Origin of the sequence: Methanolobus sp. WCC1 (genome assembly GCF_045690315.1) — an archaeon.
GTDB lineage: Archaea > Halobacteriota > Methanosarcinia > Methanosarcinales > Methanosarcinaceae > Methanolobus > Methanolobus tindarius.
Map to the genome: position 1 here is coordinate 2,824,795 of NZ_CP146979.1, position 17,911 is coordinate 2,842,705.

Here is a 17,911-nt window from a genome sequence, read left to right on the forward strand (position 1 = left end):
TAAGAATTACAAATGTATTTGCCAGCACAATTGTTATTAAATCAGGAGCATTGCCTCTAAGTGAATAAAATATATGAGCAATTAATAATGAAAAAATACCAAGTGTCCATTTGAGAAAACCAGGATAAGTTTTCTGATTTTTCCAATACATGAACATGACTAATACAAGAAAAAGCTCAACTGCAATTGTACAAACAAATACGGTTCTCAGATCAATCATTAAAAAATGGTGCTAGTTATTACTATAAATAATCTCCGATATACATATATACGCAATCTATGGATAATATACTGAGATATCTACATTATTGAGCAAGGAATCATCCAATTCCATATCACAAAGTCACAAAGGCGATAACATGGAAAAACAATCACATAGTTTAACGATTTCGGAAAGTTAAACACGGAAGTGGTCATGAAATTATCTGCAAGGAGTTGATGAAATAATGACATATACAGCATACGGAGGCCTTTATAGAGGCAAGGACGAAAAGAACTTTACCTACTCTTCAGGACCATTCCTGAAATTAAAGGCGGACACAAACAAGATTACAATAAAAGGAATCCTGACAAGAGTGGAAATCAGGAAGGAAAACGTTGTGGTCATCAGAAGACATAAGAAGATTAGGAAACAAGACGATTCCTTACAGACACATGTTGGTTTTTTGATAGAGCACAACAAAATGAATGAGAAACCTTACATAGCATTCATACCATCATTTGGAAAGAAAATTTTCGAAAACCTGAAAAGTCTTGGGTATAATGTTGTCGATTAAATAAGACACATCAAAACTACTTTTTTACTTTTTGAGACCGCAGGTAAAATTCATCTCTCTTAGACAGCACATAAGTAAGTTGTATTTCAGCACTTTCCTTTTTGCAGTATAATCACTACCTAGAAATACATTTATATCCAATGATGAGAAGCTTTTTAAGAAATTACTAACGCTATGATAAAATCACAAAGGCGATAACATGGAAAAGACAATCACATACTTTGACGAAGTTGGAAAAGCAAACACAGAAGAGGTCATGAAGTTATCTGCCAAAAGGGCAGCAGAGCTTGGAATCAAATATGTTGTGCTGGCAAGCACAAGTGGGGAAACAGCACTTATTGCCGCAGAAGCATTCAAAGGACAGGACGTAAAGATAATAGCAATAACACACCAGTACGGACTCAAGGAACCTGGAAAGTGGGAAGTCGATGAGGACAAACTTGCAAAACTCAATGAACTTGGAGTTGTAATGACAACACAGTCACACATGTTCTCAGGTGTTGAGCGTGCAATCCAGAAGCGTATTGGCGGTGCCAGCCGTGCTGATGTCATATCCGACACATTACGAGCAGTATTTGGAAAAGGATTTAAGGTAGCTATTGAAAGCGCAATGATGGCAGCAGACTCAGGTCACATACCGGTGGACAAGGACACAGAGATAATAGCAATTGGCGGAACCAGATGGGGAGCTGACGTATCAGTAGTCCTCAGAGCCGCACATTCCTTTGATTTCTTCGGCAACCAGGTAAGAGAAATCATTGCAATGCCAAGAGCCAAGGAAGAGCCAAAACAATAACAAAATCAGATATTAAAATCAGTTATTTAATGGGAACTAATTCCCACTCTTATTTTTAACATCATCTTCGTCTTTTTCAGATTCACTGTTTTCTTCTTCAACTTTTGATTGCATATTCATGTACAAGGTCGACTTCATGAAATAGGCAGTAAGAAGAACAAATGCAACAAAGAGAGCAATACCGATCAGTATCGCAGAAAGAGTATCCATAAAAAAAAGAAAAGTACCTTAGAGGTACTTACTGTGGCTTCTCGTAGAGAGCTGTCTTTGTCATCAGGTTGCCCTTCTTGGAGTGTGGCTGCCTGAAGACACTGTCGTTTGCTTTCTCAATCTCTCTTGCTTCGATTGCCAGCTGTGCTGCTGCGCGCATCATCTCGTGACCAGCTGCAGTTGTGAGTGTAACCTGCTCGATCTCCTTCATCATGAAGCATGCCGGGAAGTTGATCTTTGCGACCATGTCAGCCATGTGCAGAGCTGCGAGACCCTTTGCCTTTGCGTATGGGTTGTTGAATCCTGCTCTCTCGATGCACTTCTCTGGCTTTGCGAGGATGTGTGGAAGCTCAAGTTCCTTACCTTCATCTGCCATTGCAGCGAGTTTGTCGAGTTCTTCCTGAATAAGTCTTACAACACCACAGGTTGAAAGGACTTTCATTGCATCTGAGTTGAATGATGCCATCTCTACAGGGTCAAGGAATTCTGTCTTTGCACCGATGAGTGGGTCAACGGTCATAATGATGTAACCAAAGCCAGCTTCTTCAAGTGCTGCACGGTCGTCCTTCTTTGTTGGACCGTCTGAGATAACAACACATGGAACGTCCTTGTATATCTCACGAGCTGCGGTTGGGCCTGGTGCGCTTGAGTTTGGGCTGATCATAACGTAGAAGTCAGCATCGAATTTTTTGAGTTCTTCTGTTGCTGCTGCCTCGTCTTTACCCATTTTAGGACCGGTTCCGAATACACGGACGGTAATTCCTTCTCTTGCTGCGATCTCGTCCTGTACAAGGTCGATGACCTGGCTCATACCTAAGTTACCTAGCTTTATGAATCCAATCTTTGCCATGTAAAATCACAGTAGTGCAATGGGCAGTGTAGCATATATTACTTTTGGAATGACACCGCTACAATCCAAAAATGAATAAATATTCCAGAAATAAAGTGAAAAATGAGAAAATATGAATGGGAACACTAATCTGTTTTTACTTTATTGAGGCGTACCCAGAATGTGCTGCCAGATTCAGGAGAACTGCTTTCCACGCCAACTTCCCCTTTATGAAGAGTAACAATTTTGTGGACGATTGCAAGTCCAAGACCGGTTCCCTTGATTCCACGTTTCTTTACTTTATTCAGTCTTGAAAAGCGGGTGAAGATAAAGTCCCTGTCGGTTTCCGGAATACCAATACCATTGTCTTTCACAGCAATTTTCCATTTATCCCCTTCGTCACAAATATTCACATCCATATGGCTGCCCTTTGGACTGTATTTGATAGAATTGGATATGAGATTTGAAAATACCTGACCTATTACAGGATTTACCATCGAAGGACAGGAGCTTTCAGTTTCCAGGCTCATAGTCATGTTATTTTCCTCCAGTTTCGAAGCAAAACTATCCGTAACCTCCCTAAGAATTAAAGCCAGGTCATGTACTGAAAAGTCAAGTTCATCAACGGAATCCAGCTTTGCAAATTCTGCAGCTTTATCGATCATTGAAATAAGATTACTATTGCTCTTATGAATATTGGAAAGCATTGACCGTTTAGTGCAATCATCCTCACATTCAAGCAGAACAGAGACAAAGCCATCTACCTGAGAAGCAGGATTCAAAAGGTCATGACGCATTATATCTGCAAACAACTCTTTGAGTTCATTAGAATGCTGTAATTCCCGAGATTTGACTTCAAGTTCCTTTACAAGTTCCCTGAAAGCAAGTCCATAAGCCACCATGACCTCTACAAGAGGAACTGAGACAAGCAATGCACATTGCATAATATCTTTTGAGGAAAGATTGCCTGTTAGCTTCCTTACCGTCCTCTCATGCATTTCAACAATCTCATCAGGTGGGACACCATATCTTACAAGTTCAGAACCAAGATCTCTTGACCTTAGAAGATATTTTTCATCATGGGAGGAAACATAACCCTGTAGTATTCCATAATATCTCTCATTGATATTTGATCCGATAATGATACATCACCTCTTTAATTATTCCAGTACAGTCATACCTCGATCATATACCTGTAGCGTTTTACCTGCCAGCTACCGTGTATCCTGCTATCCGCAGATAGACCCTGAACCATATCATTTATACACTGAAATAATAACATATATATTCTGAATAGCTTAATTTGCAATATAATATATAAACTAATATTACTCCAATCTTTGATATCCCCGGTAACTTTCAGAAAATAGAAATGCTGTCAAATACATCTATCGAAAACCTTAAAAGCAATGTAACTTATCTCACATCAATCTCGGCACTTAAATACTGTTTCAATACGGGATTCAAATTCCAGGTTTGATGAAGTGAGTCGTACCAGCAATAATTCTGATAGGATAAAGTTAATAGTTTTTGATATGGACAGCACCCTTATTGATGCTGAAACCATTGACGAGCTAGCAGAAGCCGCAGGAGTGGGAGACGAAGTAGCCGCCATAACTGAAAGAGCAATGCATGGGGAACTTGACTTTTCCGAAGCTCTTCAGCAAAGAGTCAGGCTTCTTAAAGGACTGTCACTTGAAAGTGCAAATGAGGCTCTTGCCAAAATGCCTTTCATGCCAGGTGCGAAAGAACTGGTTTCTTACCTGAAATCCCGAGGTTATAAAACCGCAATGATCTCAGGCGGCTTTACAATAGCTGCTGACCGTGTTGGAGAGACACTGGGAATGGATCATGTGGTTTCAAACGAGCTTCTTACGGATAATGGTTGTCTTACAGGAGAGGTTAGAGGTCCGCTGACAGATCAAGGCTCTAAAGAGTTTGTTCTGGAAGAGATTTCTGGAAAATATGGGATAAAACCTGATGAATGTATAGTAGTTGGCGATGGTGCCAATGACATATGTATATTCAAAAAGGCAAAATATGCCATTGCATTTAATTCCAAACCTATCCTGCGTGAACATGCCAATATTGTCATTACAGAGAAGAATCTTGAGGCAGTAATACCGGTTGTCCAGTCACTGGACAGCGAGTGATGCCAAGTATCGTGCATTAGAGATGCATGAAATGCCAGCTTTTTTGCTGGACCGGGAGGATAATAAGTGATTAAAGAACTGAACGAAAAGAAGACAGAGCTTAAGAACCTGTCTGAAGAATATAAGAAGAAACGTAACGAACTCAACGCAGAAGCAAGTACACTCGCAGCAAAGCGTAATGAGCTGAACAAAAAGACTAAAGACCTTATCAATGAAGCACAGGAATACAAGGTGCTCCGTGACGAGAACAACGAGAAGGTAAAGGAAAACAAAGCACTCCGTGATGAGGTCAACAACAAGGCTAACGAAGTATTTGCCAAGATAGACCAGATACGCAATGAAAACAACCTTGGTGGTCCTTCTATCAAAGATATCCGCAAGGAGATCGACAGGCTGGAATTTGCACAGCAGACAGAAGTCCTTACAACCAACAAGGAAAGAGAGCTGGTCAATAAAATTACTGAACTCCAGAAACAGTATGTTGTAAAGAAACAGCAGCTTGAAAGCAACGATGAGCTCAAGAACCTGCTGACTGAAGCACAGGAGATCAGGGACGAGGCATCCACCTATCACACTACACTTTCAGAATACGCACAGAAGGCACAGGAATATCACGACAAGATGATCACCACCTTCAAAGAGGCTGACAAGGTCCGTGCAGAATCTGATGCTGCTCACAAAGAATTCGTTCACTTCCAGGAAAAGGCTGATGAACAGCACAAACTTTTCATCACAGCCCAGAAAGAAATCCGTGATATCGACAAGGAACTCCGCAAACTCAAGAAGGGAGATGTCGATGGTAAGAAAGAGGCTTCAAGGGCAGAGGCACGCAAGGATGCAGAAGACATCTTTGACAAGTTCAAGTCCGGCGAAAAGCTCACCATGGAGAATCTGATGGCAATCCAGAGATCTGGAGTCCTGAAATAATCAAATTTAAGAGGGTGACTTTTTCACCCTTTTTTTCAACTGTTTTTTATCAATAAATTCTAATTGTAATTTACAATTAATCCATAAGTAAAAAGATGCTTAAATCAGAGACGAAGGTCTGAAAGATTAAAAAAGAAAGCACCTCAGCGCTCAAGACCAAGATGATTAATCCTGAATGAAGAATCACGCATCAGACATGGACCTGAGCAGAATACAGGATCAGTGTATATCTTTTTCCATATGGATGCAAGACTTTCCTCGTGAACATTACCATATGGTTTTGGCATGCATGCGCATGGAAGTACATTCCCTTCCGGAGTAACATGGAGCCATTTTCTTCCTGCAAAACATCCCATTTTCCTGATAATCTGAGGAATCGGGAATACACGAGGACCTTCTGCATGGGACGTTCTTTCAACAAAATCATCGAATTTTTTGATATGTTCCGGAGTAATTACTTCCTCCTCATGACCTTCCCACCTGCCTGTTGGAACGATCTCATAGAAAGATAATTCGTGTACTCCAAGTTCCTTTGCAAGCTCATAGAAATCATCAAGTTCATCAACGTTGCGTGGTGAAAGAACTACATAAATTCCAACCAGCAGGCCTGCATCAAGTCCATTTTTAAGAGCATTGACAGCTTCCTTAAAAACACCCGGTCTGCCACGCATATAGTCGTGTCCTTCTTCATTAGCACTGTCAAAGCTCACACTTAGCATGGAAAGACCTGCATTTTTGAGACTCTTTGCACGCTCAGGAGTCATTCCAACACCTGATGTAAAAAGACCTGGTATTGCACGTGACTGGTCTACATAGCTGATAAGATCTTCAAGGCCATCGTAAAGAAGTGGTTCGCCTCCATCAAAAATAATAAGCGTGGTACCAAGGTCGATTGTCTGGTCAATAACACTTTTCACAGTATCTGGATCCAGCCTTGCTTTATTCTTAGTGTCAGGAAGAGCGCAGTGAAGACACCTGTTAGGACATTCTTCCGTAATTGAAATTGTAATTTGTTCAGGAACATATTTTCCCCTCATGGCCTTCATCTGGCTTGAAACAAGCCTGTCAAAAGCCTTGCTTGGAATTGGAGGCATCCATGTTGAATAGATGAGTTTATCCTTTTCAACCTTGGATGGTTTTGTATCCTCGAATATTTCCATCATATCCGCTATAAAAGAACCCATAATAGATGATGCAATACCTGAGGTCTTCATCCTTACCCGGTTGTTTTCAACCTGGGCATATACCTTGAAAACCGGATTCTTATAGAAATAATATTTTGGTTTCATCACTATTTGTTCCTGAAAACTGCCCTGTATGATAATATAGAAGATGGATTATTTTTCAGTATCATCTTTGATACCTGTAACGCCTGGTTAAAAGGAGTGCCGCTAAGAACTTTCAAATCCTCACCTTCAAAGACTTCCATCATCCCATCGATTTCCTTGTCAGTCATCTTCCTGAGAGTTTCCATGGCGAATCTTCCAAGATGGTATTCCGTCCTGTAAGCTGCATTCCAGCGTCTTCGGTATTCGGACAGGAAGTTTTTCGATGTGTTACCCTTTGATATAGCATCTGCTGCAACATCACCGCACATCTGTCCTGCATGCATTCCATAGCCAATTCCGGACTGTGCTGCTGAACCGCCGACTATCATCACGCCGTCAGCCACAAGCTCACCGGGAATTGCAACAATAGGATCGCCACCGGTGGATTTGCTTATGATCTTTAAGTCATCAAGACCTTTGAGTTCCTTGAACTTTTCAAGCCATGCATCGAAAAAGTCTGAAACATCTGTACCATGCCTGCGCACATACATTCCAAGTGTAGCTCTGTTGCCACCACAAGGAGAATATGTGGATTTCCACCCAGGAGCATGGTTTCCTACATAATATTCAAAGTAATCCGGTTCACCGATGCCTTCTGCCTCAATCTCAGCCTCAAGTGACCAGGCAATATCCTGAGTGTGTTTAATTGGCTTCATACCAAGAAGTGCAGCGACCCTTGAGTTGATTCCATCAGAAACAATGACGAGTTTACACTTAATCTTACCTTTTGATGTGCTTACAATGAAGCCATCATCATTTTTGAGAACATTAAGAACTTCAATACCGAAGCGAACATCTGCACCTGCATCTTTGGCCTGCTTAATATAGAATTCATCGAACTTCTTCCTGTCAAGGAAATAAGCATCTCCTTCAAAAATCACATTCTTCCCGGAAGGTGCGATGATATAGGCACCTTTGAGGTTCTTAATTACATAACTCTGGTCTACTTCTTCCCCTGTCCTGTCAAACATTCCTTTGAAAAATGTGTTTGCAGGATGAGTGGGCACTCCCACTGCTTCCTTTTTATCCAGGAGAATAACTTTGCAGCCTTTTGCCGATGCATTTCTGGCTGCCATGACTCCCGCAGGGGAAGCTCCTATTACTATGATATCTGCATCCATTTTGAACCTCTTAGTTGCTAATCTAACAAAGCTACCAAAAATATAAGAATTACCATAAGATACCGGAATAAGCCGGTACGAGTATGCAAAGTATTACATCGAGTATGAGAGAACCAAACATTATTCCTCTGTATCTTGAGCCCTGAAGGAAAAGTCTTCCCCCACGCTCTTCTGTTGGGTTCTTTATGAAATCAAATGACTGGATGAGCATCCATCCACCTGCAAGCAGTGCACCTGCAAAGTATATAGGACCTATCTCTGCAGTAATTCCAATTGCAACGGAAGCAATAACACCTACTGTCCACATGAATGTAACGAATTTTGATGTTGCAGGAATACCGAATGTCACCGGGAATGTTGGTGCTCCTCTGGCCCTGTCACCTTCTACATCCCTTGCCACACCTGAAAGTGTGAATCCCCAGTCTGTAAAACACATCATCAGACCAAGGAATATTGCAGGAAGTGGAAGTATTGAACCGTAATCAGGTGTTTTCAGGAACCCTGCGGGATCAAAAGCAAGCCATATACCAATGGGCACAAGTCCGTATGCAATTCCCACAGGAACAAAACTCAAAAATGTCATTCTTTTTGCGAGTTTTGAGTATATACTGATGGTTACAACAGCAATCACAAGAACCACAAATGATTCAGGATTAAGATAAAGAGCGGCTGCACTGGCAACTAAAAATAGGAGTCCTGCATACTTCAGGGCCTGATTCCTTTTGAGTTTATTAGCTACAAGCGGCCTATCTGGCAGATTTATGGCATCGATATCAATATCGCAGCAATCGTTGTAAACATATGAACTGGTGATTGCCGCATACCCACCAATCACAGCTATGATGAACGGTATTAGTCCGGGAAAACCACCGGTAACCAGATAAGATGCAAGTAAAGCGCTGGCTGCAGGCAGGGCTAAGTCCATGTCAGATATTTCCGGCCTTAACATCTCAAGATAAGGATTTCGTGTTTTAGAGCCTGAAGTGGAAACCAAGTATATCACCTGATAGATTATAGCACCTAATTCCCTGTATTATATATTAGTATTAGGGTTGGAAGAATTGAAAAACGAACATTGCATTATTAAAGATGAAAACAAGTAAAATATCTGAAGAAATACTGCAAAATTAATCCCATAATTCATAACCGCAAATATTGAGATTTATTATAAAGGAAGGAAACGGAGAAATATAAATGGACACTAACACGTTCTTATCAACACATCCTACACTTGAAGAAATAATGGATTTTATCGTTTCTTTGAGCTCAAGTGAAGATGCGTCATCGATAAAAAAGTTACGTGACTTTTTAACAATCGAGTATGATTATGAATTATATTCATTTTCCAGATCTACTCTTCCTCGGTTGGCTTGTTTGGGACTTGTCCAGAAAGGAGTGGAAGGCATAGAAGCAATATATTCAGCATTAAGTGAAGCACCTGGTGCTGCACGTCCTCGCACAATAATAGAATGTTTATGGGAAGTTTCGAAGTGCAAACTGCCATTAAACATGATTGATCCAATAAATATCCCGCCTCAACTAAAAGTGCAACCTACTACAGAAGTGATAGAAACTGCACATAATTTAGTAAAAGAACTAATTATAGAGAGTCAATCTGATGGAAAACTATTCTACTCATTACTTAATTTTGCTTCAATTAATAAACTAATTTTTGGTTTTGATTATGATTCATTTGGCAATGAATTTATGAATGTGATTACAGAGTCCACAATAAAAGTTTCCCAGCATATGATTAATGATTTTAAGGATTTAATTGAAGCAAATACTAAAGAAGAAGAATATCAAATGTTTCTTTCAGAAAATCCACTACTAATTGATCCTTTAGCTTTTGAAGTAATCCCTAAACAAAATTTGGGAACAGAATATGTCACAGATTATGTTGTTCGTCGCCTTGACAACGAATATATTGTTGTTGAAATTGAAAAACCAAGTGATGCAATTTTTACAAAACAAAATGACTTTACAGCAAAATTTACACACGCTTTTGGACAAGTCATAGATTTTCTTGAATGGATAGACAATCACGGAGAATATGCACGAAGTTTAATGCCTGAAATTTCTTCTCCTAAAGGATTATTGATAATTGGGCTTCGAAGCAATTTAACATATGAACAACAAAGAAAACTTAAGCGCTATTGCTTCAATAGTAGATTAATAGAAGTAATAACATTTGATGATTTACTCCTTAAGGCTACTAATTTGTATAAAAATATCCATAATGTTAAATAAAGTCATGAATACAAAAAACACTCGTTATTATGAGAATTAGCATGGAGAAATAGTTCATAATGATAGAATCCTCCCATTTTAACATCTATCTACTTAGAGAGGTTTCTTAGTCACCAATACGTACAAATTAAAAAATATAAGTAGTTGCCTACTCAATCACTCTTCGGTGGAACTACTGTTACGTTGTCCATCTTGCTAAGTTTCTCCACCAGAGGATGCTTAAAACTCTCCCTCATCAGGAAAGTGTAGGTTGCCTCAGGATTCAACTCAATCAGCTTTATAGTATTAAGGAAAGCAGTTTCCAGGGATTCATAGTCAGGAGTCCTTACAACTTCTGCATTGAAAGGATAGACCTCTGCGAGATCCTGCGGATAGGAACCAAACGGTGCTTTGAACACCATGACATTATCGTACTCTTTGTCCTTCTTTGTTGGATATGGCCTGATAAGCACTGAACCTTTGATGGTGAGTCTTTCAAGCTGTTTGGTGAAACGAAGAACCTCAGGTCTCTTTGCAGATTCAGGACCACAATAGAAGAAAGTGGACTTAGATGAAGGATCGCATTCTTCCAGCCATGAGGAATAATTGGTCATTTGCTTTAAGGCTTCCAGCATTCTTGGGTGTGAACGGCAGCGCTGTTCTACAAGTTCCAGAAGGTTTCCTTCCCAGATAGCCTGCTTGACCTCGCGCATTTCCTCAAATGTAACATAGAGATTGTGTCTTGCCAGAAGTTCAGTGCAGTTGTGAGCTTTTTTAAGCTCCTCTGCTGTGTGTGCCATACATACAGGACAGGAACACGGCAGGTACTTGAGCTTGTCTATATGATAGGTGCCTCTTGAAGTGATGTAACGTCTATCTTTTGCATAAAGTGCATAGGCTGCAGAATCAAAAAGATCACATCCAAGAGCAACAGCAAGTGCAAACATCATTGGATGACCGGCACCGAAAAGGTGAACAGGTGCTACCGGGTCCAGACCTTTTTTGGCTGAAGCGATTACATCCACAAGGTCTGAATAGCGATAAGCTTCCATGAGTGGAACTACTGCACCAAATGGATAAACATCAAAACCGACATCTGAAAGTTCACGGGCACAATCTTCACGAAGGTCTTTGTAAGTAGCACCCTGAACAGGACCGGCAAGGAGCATACCGCCTTCTTTCACAAGTCCTCTTGCTTCCTTGAGACGCTCTATTGTGATATCCATATCTTCCTTTGCTTTCTCATAAGTGACATCAGGATGTGTTGGAATATCCAGAGGAACACCGATATCAGTTCCTATCTTTTGCTGGAAATTGATAATTTCCTGATTTGTGACTTCAACTTCTCCATATACTGATAACTGGAAAGAACCCGAGTCGGTCATGATTGGACCGTCATAATCGAGTAATGCATGCAAACCGTCTTTGAGAGCTTTTTCCCTTAACTCGTCTTTACGGTAGATAATATAGGAATTAGTAATAAGGATCTCAGCACCAAAATCCTTCATTTCGGAAGGTTTTATGGTCTGGATATTTGGATTGATAACAGGCATTACGGTAGGAGTTTCCACCACACCGTGCGGCGTTGTGAGTTTGCCGATACGGCCTGCCGCATCCTTGTGTATAATATCGAATTGTGACATGAGTTCCTAGATGAAGTTAAGATATATTTAAGCTTCCTCTGGGAAGGTCGTTATAAGTTCCAAATCAAAACGGATAAAGTGGAACTTGCAATTACTTACTACATAATTTATAATGATTCAGGCATCATTATACTATATGTACGAACTACATACCCCTGTTCATATCAAGGCTGTAGCCAAGTACATGGGTTATTATCTTCTGGCTTTTTCATTTGTTCTTGTTGTTCCGATGATTGTAGCAATCATATTTCATAATTTCCAGGCTACAGGATATTATGGAGTTACTGCAATAGCTGCTTTTGTTCTGGGTTCCTTCATTTACCGCACTCTACCGGACTATGAGCTTGAAACAAAAGAGGCACTGATCATTGTAGCTCTGGTATTCCCTATTTCTGCATTCTTAAGCGCCATACCTATGTCACTGTCAACGGGCATGCCGTTCTTTGATGCTTACTTTGAAAGTGTCTCTGCCGTTACTACAACCGGACTCAGTGTTGCTCCTGCTGACGTCGGTCCTGTTTTTTTCTTTGCACGCTCATGGGGGCAATGGGTTGGAGGTATAGGAATTATCCTGATTGTGCTTTCAGTCCTGATTAGGCCAGGAACGACGGCTTTCAGGATGTATAAAGCCAATTATGGAGACATGAAAATAAAACCAACTGTAATATCAACAACCCGTACACTTGGCAAGGTTTACGTTGTCATAACACTTGTTTCCATAGTATTGCTACTGCTAAGTGGAATGACACTTTTTGATTCAATTTGTCACGCCTTCTGCTGCGTATCAACGGGTGGGTTTTCAACACAAACTGCCAGCATAGGTGCTTACAATGGAAATTTGATACCCATTGCCATTAGTATTTCGTGTATACTTGGAGCTATTAGTTTCGTACTCTACCCATATCTGTTGAAAAAACCAAAGAAGTTTATCAGAGATAAAGAACTGAAATATTTCCTGTCAGTCCTAGTATTTGGTTCAATTGTATTTGCTTTGACATTATCCAGAGAGAATTTTGAATATGCAGCAATCAAAGACAATTTATTCCAGGTTATCTCTGCAATTACAACTGCGGGTTTCTCTACTTTTGACCTGTCAATCCTGTCGGAAGCATCAAAGGCAGTACTGATATTTATTATGTGGATAGGAGGCTGTATGGGATCAACTGCTGGTGGAATTAAAGTTTTCAGGCTACTTTTGCTCTTCAAGGTAGTACATAATGTGCTTGTCAGATTATTCCTTCCAAGAGAGACTATTACCCCCATAAAGATAGAAGAACACATAATCGAAAGTGAGGAGATATACAATCTGGTGACATTTATGCTGCTTTACACACTTATACTTGTAGCTTCAGCATTCATATTCATGCTTTATGGAGTGGATACCATTACATCTGTTTTTGAAGCATCAAGTGCACTTAGCACAGTAGGGCTTTCTGCAGGAGCCACCAGTGCTGCAATGCCAGCAATGCTAAAAGCAGTACTTATTGTTGATATGTTGTTTGGCAGAATTGAAATCATACCATTGATACTGCTGTTTATGCCGGGAACATGGATTAAAAGAAAAAGGAAAACTAAGAGGATTGTGAGAGCATGAGAGTTATCGTTGTAGGTGCGGGTTCACTTGGGATACTTCTGACAAAGAATATGATCGATCAGGGAAAAGAAGTCATACTTATTGAGAAAGATGAAACATTAGCTAAAGAACTTGCTGAAACTCTTGATTGTACTGTAATAAGTGCAGAGGGTACAAGACCTGATATTCTGGAAAAAGCGGATCTTCCCAGTGCTGATGCTATTGTTGCCTGTACCAGTAATGATCAGAACAATATCCTTATTGGTTTAATTGCCAGGGATGCAAAAGTTGGGAAGATTATACTGAAAATAGACGATAAACAATTTATGGATGTTGCCAATAAGCTTGGATTTTACTATATGATTAATCCTTCAAGCATCTCATCCAGATACATTGCAGATGTGCTTAGAGGAATTAACACTATGGAGCTGAGTAATCTGGTACGCTCAGAAGTTAGGTTTATGGGAATTGTGGCAACTGAAAGTGTGATTGATAAAAAATTGTCTGAGATAACGTTGCCTGATGATAGTGCATTTATTGGAATTTACCGAAAGAGTGATTTCATCCTTGCAGAAAAGGATCCAAAACTCAGAGAAAAGGATGAAGTTATTATTGTTACAAAAGCAGACTTTATTCCTGATGTAAACGAAGCAATGGGTAGAAATGTGGATAATTAATTATTCAAACATATATTTTATTATGACTCTGTACGGCGCTTTGCGCCGTACGTACATTGATTGTGATGAAAAATTGAATGAGAAAGACAAATCATTTTAGATTGTCAAAATAAACATCCAAAACTGTAAGTTGAGTTGGTTGCAATAGAAAGGAATTGTAGAAAATAGAATTTAGAAATCATGTGTGAGTGAGATGGCAGCGTTCCATATTTCCCAAAGACTCTCATACTTTAGTACAGTATAGAACGCAGGCGGGCTTATCTTCTGTGTTCGGGATGGGTACAGGAATTGCCCCGCCGCTATGGCCGCCAAACTCACTCACGATGAACGATAAAGTTTAAGCCAAGATCCGGATTCGAACCGGAATGGAATCGCTCTGCAGGCGATTGCGTAGCCGCTCCGCCATCTTGGCAATGAGCGATACATGGATGAAACCATTGTATAAATACTTTATCAATGAATCGTGAATACTCTCATACACATATCAGATTTCGCCTGGACAAAGCAAGACAGACAGGCACGGATTTTTAGTAGCCGCGGACTGAACACCTCGTTGCCTTGGTGCGTACATCCCGACCCTATCAAACCGGTCTTTTACCGGGATCCTTAATGTAGTCTCTTTTCAAGTCAGATTTCGAGCTTAGATGCATTCAGCTCTTATTCCTTAGCGCGTAGCTGCTCAGCAATGCCCTGTCGGACAACTGATACACCAGTGGCGCCGCTACTCTGTTCCTCTCGTACTAAAAGTAGCTTACCCTCAGACTACAGACACCTCTAGTAGATAGTAACCGACCTGTCTCACGACGGTCTAAACCCAGCTCACGATCTCCTTTAATAGGCGAACAACCTCACCCTTGGCCGCTGCTGCACGGCCAGGATGGAAAGAACCGACATCGAAGTAGCAAGCTGCCGGGTCGATATGTGCTCTTGCCGGCAACAACTCAATTATCCCCGGGGTAACTTTTCTGTCATTTTTGGCTCGCACCAAGCGAGCTCAAAAGTTCGCTAGAACCGACTTTCGTCTCGTCATCCACTACTGTGCTGAATAACGTCAGGCTGACTTATGCTCTTGCACTCTTCAGTGGGTTTCCGACCCACTTGAGTCAACCTTTGTGCGCCCTTGATATCTTTTCAAGGGCGTCCCGCCCCAGGCAAACTGCCCACCTATCGGGGTCCTCCTCTCGGAGTGAGGGTCGTAATTCTGGAAGGGTAGTGTCCCAATGGCGACTCCATCGATGCTGGCGCACCGACTTCGACGTCTCCTACCTACACTGTACATCCAAAATCACAACCCAGCGACAGGCTGCAGTAAAGCTCCACGGGGTCTTCACTTCCCCTAGAGGTCTCTAGACTGTGCACTAGAAAGTAAGCTTCACCGGACTCTGGCTAGGGACAGTAGAGCTCTCATTGATCCATTCATGCAAGTCGCCAATTAAGCGACAAGGTACTACGCTACCTTAAGAGGGTCATAGTTACCCCCGCTGTTTACAGGCCCTTCGTCCCGTTGAACCGGGTTTTCAGGTACCTGCACTGAGCAGGATTCAGAGATCGTACTAGCCCTTACGGGTTTGCGATCTCCTATGTTGATATTAGACAGTTAGAGCTCTCTTGTCACTGCGACCTGCTATCTTCATAGCAGGCACTCCTTCTCCCGAAGTTACGGAGCTAATTTGCCGAATTCCCTTAGCCAAATTATTCCGACACGCCTTAGCCTTTTCAGCTAGGGGCACCTGTGTCAGTTCTCGGTACGGACCCATGACTTCCTTTTCACGGGTTCCCGGGTGCAGCCAACTTTCGCCATTACAGATTCGCCTGCTTCTCGCCATTACGGCTCTCCACAGGATTCGCTGCTTAGACGGCGCGACGGCGCCGCTTGGCCTGCCCAAAAACGTTGGTTTTATTGTCATGAGGTACAGGAATATTAACCTGTTTCCCTTTCGGCGTACTCGAATTACGGTACGTCTTAGGACCGACTAACCCTCGGCTGACGATCATTGCCGAGGAAACCTAGCCCCTTCGGCGGTTAGGATTCTCACCTAACTGTGCTGTTACTATTACCAGGATTTCGTTTCCGCACGGTCCACAGGACTTCACAGCCCTGCTTCTGCCCGAACGCAACGCCTTCCTACAAGATTACCTTTCGGTACTCCGTGGTATCGGTGGTCGACTTGAGCCCCGTCCATTTTCGGGGCCCCAAACCTCGACTGGTGGGCTGTTACGCACTCTTTAAAGGATAGCTGCTTCTAAGCTAACCTTCCAGCTGTCTAGGGCTTAGGACGCCCTTTAGTATTAACACTTAGTCGACACTTAGGGACCTTAACCACGGGCTGGGTTGTCTCCCTTACGGACTACAGGCTTACCCCAGTAGTCCGGACTCCAACTTTCTTCGACGACGGTGAGTTTGGAGTTTGACAAGCAGCTGAGGAATTTCTTCCCCGGGACCACCAATCAGTGCTCTACTTCACCGACTATCTCCAGTTAGGTCATGCTACGACATGTTTCGGAAGGAACCAGCTGATGCCGGGTTAGATTAGCCTTTCACTCCGAGACGCAGGTCACACGAATGATTTGCAGATCAATACCGCTTGCGGTCCTCCACGTAGCTTTCGCCACGCTTCAACCTGCCCACGCCTAGATCACCCGGCTTCGGGTCATATCCTAATGACTCCACGCACTTGTATACGTCGCTCCTCACCTTACGGTTGCGAGCATGTTGCTTTCGCTTCGGCTTCCTATTTGCAAGTTAGCCATCGCCATTTGAATATACTCCCTGGCCCGTTCTTCAAAACGTAAGATATGACATTGGCAATATTACCCGTACTGCGGCCTCGCGACCGTTTCCTTCATAATAAAGATCCTTTAACGCCATATCGCTCTATCGCCTCCAGGTTTCAGGCACTTTTAACCTCCCTTCTTGGGGTACTTTTCAGTTTTCGGTCACCCTACTAGTTCGCTATCGGTCTCAAGGAGTATTTAGTTTTGGAAGTTGGTGCCTCCCAAATTCACGCGGGAATTCCGACCCACGCTACTCAGGTTGTAATCCAGATCCTTTGGTTGTTGCTTACGTGACTATCACACTCTATGGTCTAACGTTCCAGAAAAGTTAAACTTCAACCAGATGGGATCTTTAGAGAAAACCTACAACACCACATCTCCCATCTGTTTCCAGTGGGATTCAGTTTGAACTTTACCGTGTTCATTCGCCATTACTAACGGCATCTCTTCGATTTCTTTTCCTGCCCCTACTAAGATGCTTCAATTCGGGGCGTTCCCGATCATTGTTGATCAACACACAAAATGTGTTAGGAAGACCCATTAGGAAATCCCAGGTTCATAGGCTCCATGCACCTACCCTGGGCTTATCGCAGCTTGGCACGTCCCTCATCAGCTCTTGAGCCGAGCCATCCACCTGAAGGCATATTTACCAGAGTCCATCTCACTTTGTCCAGTGAGCGTCTGATATATGCATGCATATACACGATTTCATAGCAGCTGTTGTTGCTTCAGCCGCTTCATCCTTCCCCACAGACGTTACTCTGTGAGTGCACTAATAATGGACTTGCAGGGATTCGAACCCTGGGCCTTCGCCTTGCAAAGGCGACGATCTTCCAACTGATCTACAAGCCCATAGAAGATTCACTTATTGAAT

14 protein-coding genes, 2 tRNA genes and 2 rRNA genes are annotated in these 17,911 nt (G+C 42.0%); 7 read left to right on the forward strand and 11 right to left on the reverse strand.

Annotated features, from left to right (window positions below; genetic code table 11):
- Window positions 1–446 precede the first annotated feature (446 nt).
- Together V7O61_RS13410 and V7O61_RS13415 are read left to right on the forward strand one after the other, a co-directional pair.
- Complete coding sequence (locus tag V7O61_RS13410) at window positions 447–776, forward strand: hypothetical protein (RefSeq protein WP_407283323.1); 330 nt, start codon at window positions 447–449, stop codon at window positions 774–776.
- Between the two features lie 199 nt (window positions 777–975).
- Window positions 976–1,572: a pyruvate kinase alpha/beta domain-containing protein gene (locus V7O61_RS13415; RefSeq protein WP_288070491.1), complete on the forward strand. Its 597-nt coding sequence runs from the start codon at window positions 976–978 to the stop codon at window positions 1,570–1,572.
- 36 nt (window positions 1,573–1,608) lie between these two features.
- Here the strand turns inward: V7O61_RS13415 and V7O61_RS13420 are convergent, their stop codons facing one another.
- The 3 genes from V7O61_RS13420 to V7O61_RS13430 form a co-directional block, all read right to left on the reverse strand.
- The gene (locus V7O61_RS13420; protein WP_023845481.1) at window positions 1,609–1,782 is read right to left on the reverse strand and encodes a hypothetical protein; all 174 of its coding nucleotides are present in this window, start codon (window positions 1,780–1,782) and stop codon (window positions 1,609–1,611) included.
- 28 nt (window positions 1,783–1,810) lie between these two features.
- Window positions 1,811–2,632 carry a F420-dependent methylenetetrahydromethanopterin dehydrogenase gene (locus V7O61_RS13425; protein ID WP_023845480.1) on the reverse strand — a complete coding sequence of 274 codons (822 nt, stop codon included), beginning with the start codon at window positions 2,630–2,632 and terminating at the stop codon, window positions 1,811–1,813.
- A gap of 125 nt (window positions 2,633–2,757) precedes the next feature.
- A complete protein-coding gene (locus V7O61_RS13430; protein ID WP_407347492.1) occupies window positions 2,758–3,756 on the reverse strand; it encodes an ATP-binding protein in 999 nt (332 codons plus the stop codon).
- Between the two features lie 390 nt (window positions 3,757–4,146).
- On the opposite strand from V7O61_RS13430, the gene serB reads away from it, so the two are divergent.
- Together serB and V7O61_RS13440 are read left to right on the forward strand one after the other, a co-directional pair.
- On the forward strand, window positions 4,147–4,764 hold the full coding sequence (gene serB / locus V7O61_RS13435; RefSeq protein ID WP_245596102.1) for a phosphoserine phosphatase SerB: 618 nt from the start codon (window positions 4,147–4,149) through the stop codon (window positions 4,762–4,764).
- A 66-nt stretch (window positions 4,765–4,830) separates the two neighbouring features.
- Window positions 4,831–5,691 carry a coiled-coil protein gene (locus V7O61_RS13440; protein WP_023845477.1) on the forward strand — a complete coding sequence of 287 codons (861 nt, stop codon included), beginning with the start codon at window positions 4,831–4,833 and terminating at the stop codon, window positions 5,689–5,691.
- A 143-nt stretch (window positions 5,692–5,834) separates the two neighbouring features.
- Here V7O61_RS13440 and V7O61_RS13445 read toward each other — a convergent pair whose 3' ends face one another.
- The 3 genes from V7O61_RS13445 to V7O61_RS13455 are packed head-to-tail and all read right to left on the reverse strand — an operon-like array spanning window position 5,835 to window position 9,134.
- Entirely contained in the window at window positions 5,835–6,980 is a 1,146-nt protein-coding gene (locus V7O61_RS13445) for a radical SAM/SPASM domain-containing protein (protein WP_407283322.1), read from the reverse strand.
- A 2-nt stretch (window positions 6,981–6,982) separates the two neighbouring features.
- Entirely contained in the window at window positions 6,983–8,140 is a 1,158-nt protein-coding gene (locus V7O61_RS13450) for an NAD(P)/FAD-dependent oxidoreductase (RefSeq protein WP_407283321.1), read from the reverse strand.
- Between the two features lie 49 nt (window positions 8,141–8,189).
- Window positions 8,190–9,134 (reverse strand): UbiA family prenyltransferase, encoded by a 945-nt coding sequence (locus V7O61_RS13455; protein ID WP_023845474.1) that lies wholly within the window; start codon window positions 9,132–9,134, stop codon window positions 8,190–8,192.
- A 200-nt stretch (window positions 9,135–9,334) separates the two neighbouring features.
- Between V7O61_RS13455 and V7O61_RS13460 the strand changes: the two genes are divergently transcribed.
- Window positions 9,335–10,390, forward strand: coding sequence for a Shedu anti-phage system protein SduA domain-containing protein (locus V7O61_RS13460; RefSeq protein WP_407283320.1), 1,056 nt, complete (start codon window positions 9,335–9,337; stop codon window positions 10,388–10,390).
- A gap of 152 nt (window positions 10,391–10,542) precedes the next feature.
- Here the strand turns inward: V7O61_RS13460 and tgtA are convergent, their stop codons facing one another.
- Window positions 10,543–12,012, reverse strand: a complete 1,470-nt coding sequence (gene tgtA / locus V7O61_RS13465; RefSeq protein WP_407283319.1) for a tRNA guanosine(15) transglycosylase TgtA — start codon at window positions 12,010–12,012, stop codon at window positions 10,543–10,545.
- 136 nt (window positions 12,013–12,148) lie between these two features.
- On the opposite strand from tgtA, the gene V7O61_RS13470 reads away from it, so the two are divergent.
- The gene (locus V7O61_RS13470) at window positions 12,149–13,606 is read left to right on the forward strand and encodes a TrkH family potassium uptake protein (RefSeq protein ID WP_407283318.1); all 1,458 of its coding nucleotides are present in this window, start codon (window positions 12,149–12,151) and stop codon (window positions 13,604–13,606) included.
- Window positions 13,603–14,262, forward strand: coding sequence for a potassium channel family protein (locus tag V7O61_RS13475; protein ID WP_407283317.1), 660 nt, complete (start codon window positions 13,603–13,605; stop codon window positions 14,260–14,262). Before V7O61_RS13470 ends, V7O61_RS13475 begins: the two co-directional genes overlap by 4 nt.
- 191 nt (window positions 14,263–14,453) lie before the next feature.
- Here V7O61_RS13475 and rrf read toward each other — a convergent pair.
- The 4 genes from rrf to V7O61_RS13495 all read right to left on the reverse strand — a co-directional run bounded on the left by rrf (window position 14,454) and on the right by V7O61_RS13495 (window position 17,889).
- Window positions 14,454–14,575: ribosomal RNA gene (rrf, locus tag V7O61_RS13480) — 5S ribosomal RNA — on the reverse strand.
- A gap of 27 nt (window positions 14,576–14,602) precedes the next feature.
- A tRNA-Cys gene (locus V7O61_RS13485) sits at window positions 14,603–14,674 on the reverse strand.
- Window positions 14,675–14,771: 97 nt separating this feature from the next.
- Window positions 14,772–17,695, reverse strand: a 23S ribosomal RNA gene (locus tag V7O61_RS13490).
- Window positions 17,696–17,816: 121 nt separating this feature from the next.
- Window positions 17,817–17,889: transfer RNA gene (locus V7O61_RS13495), tRNA-Ala, on the reverse strand.
- Window positions 17,890–17,911 lie beyond the last annotated feature (22 nt).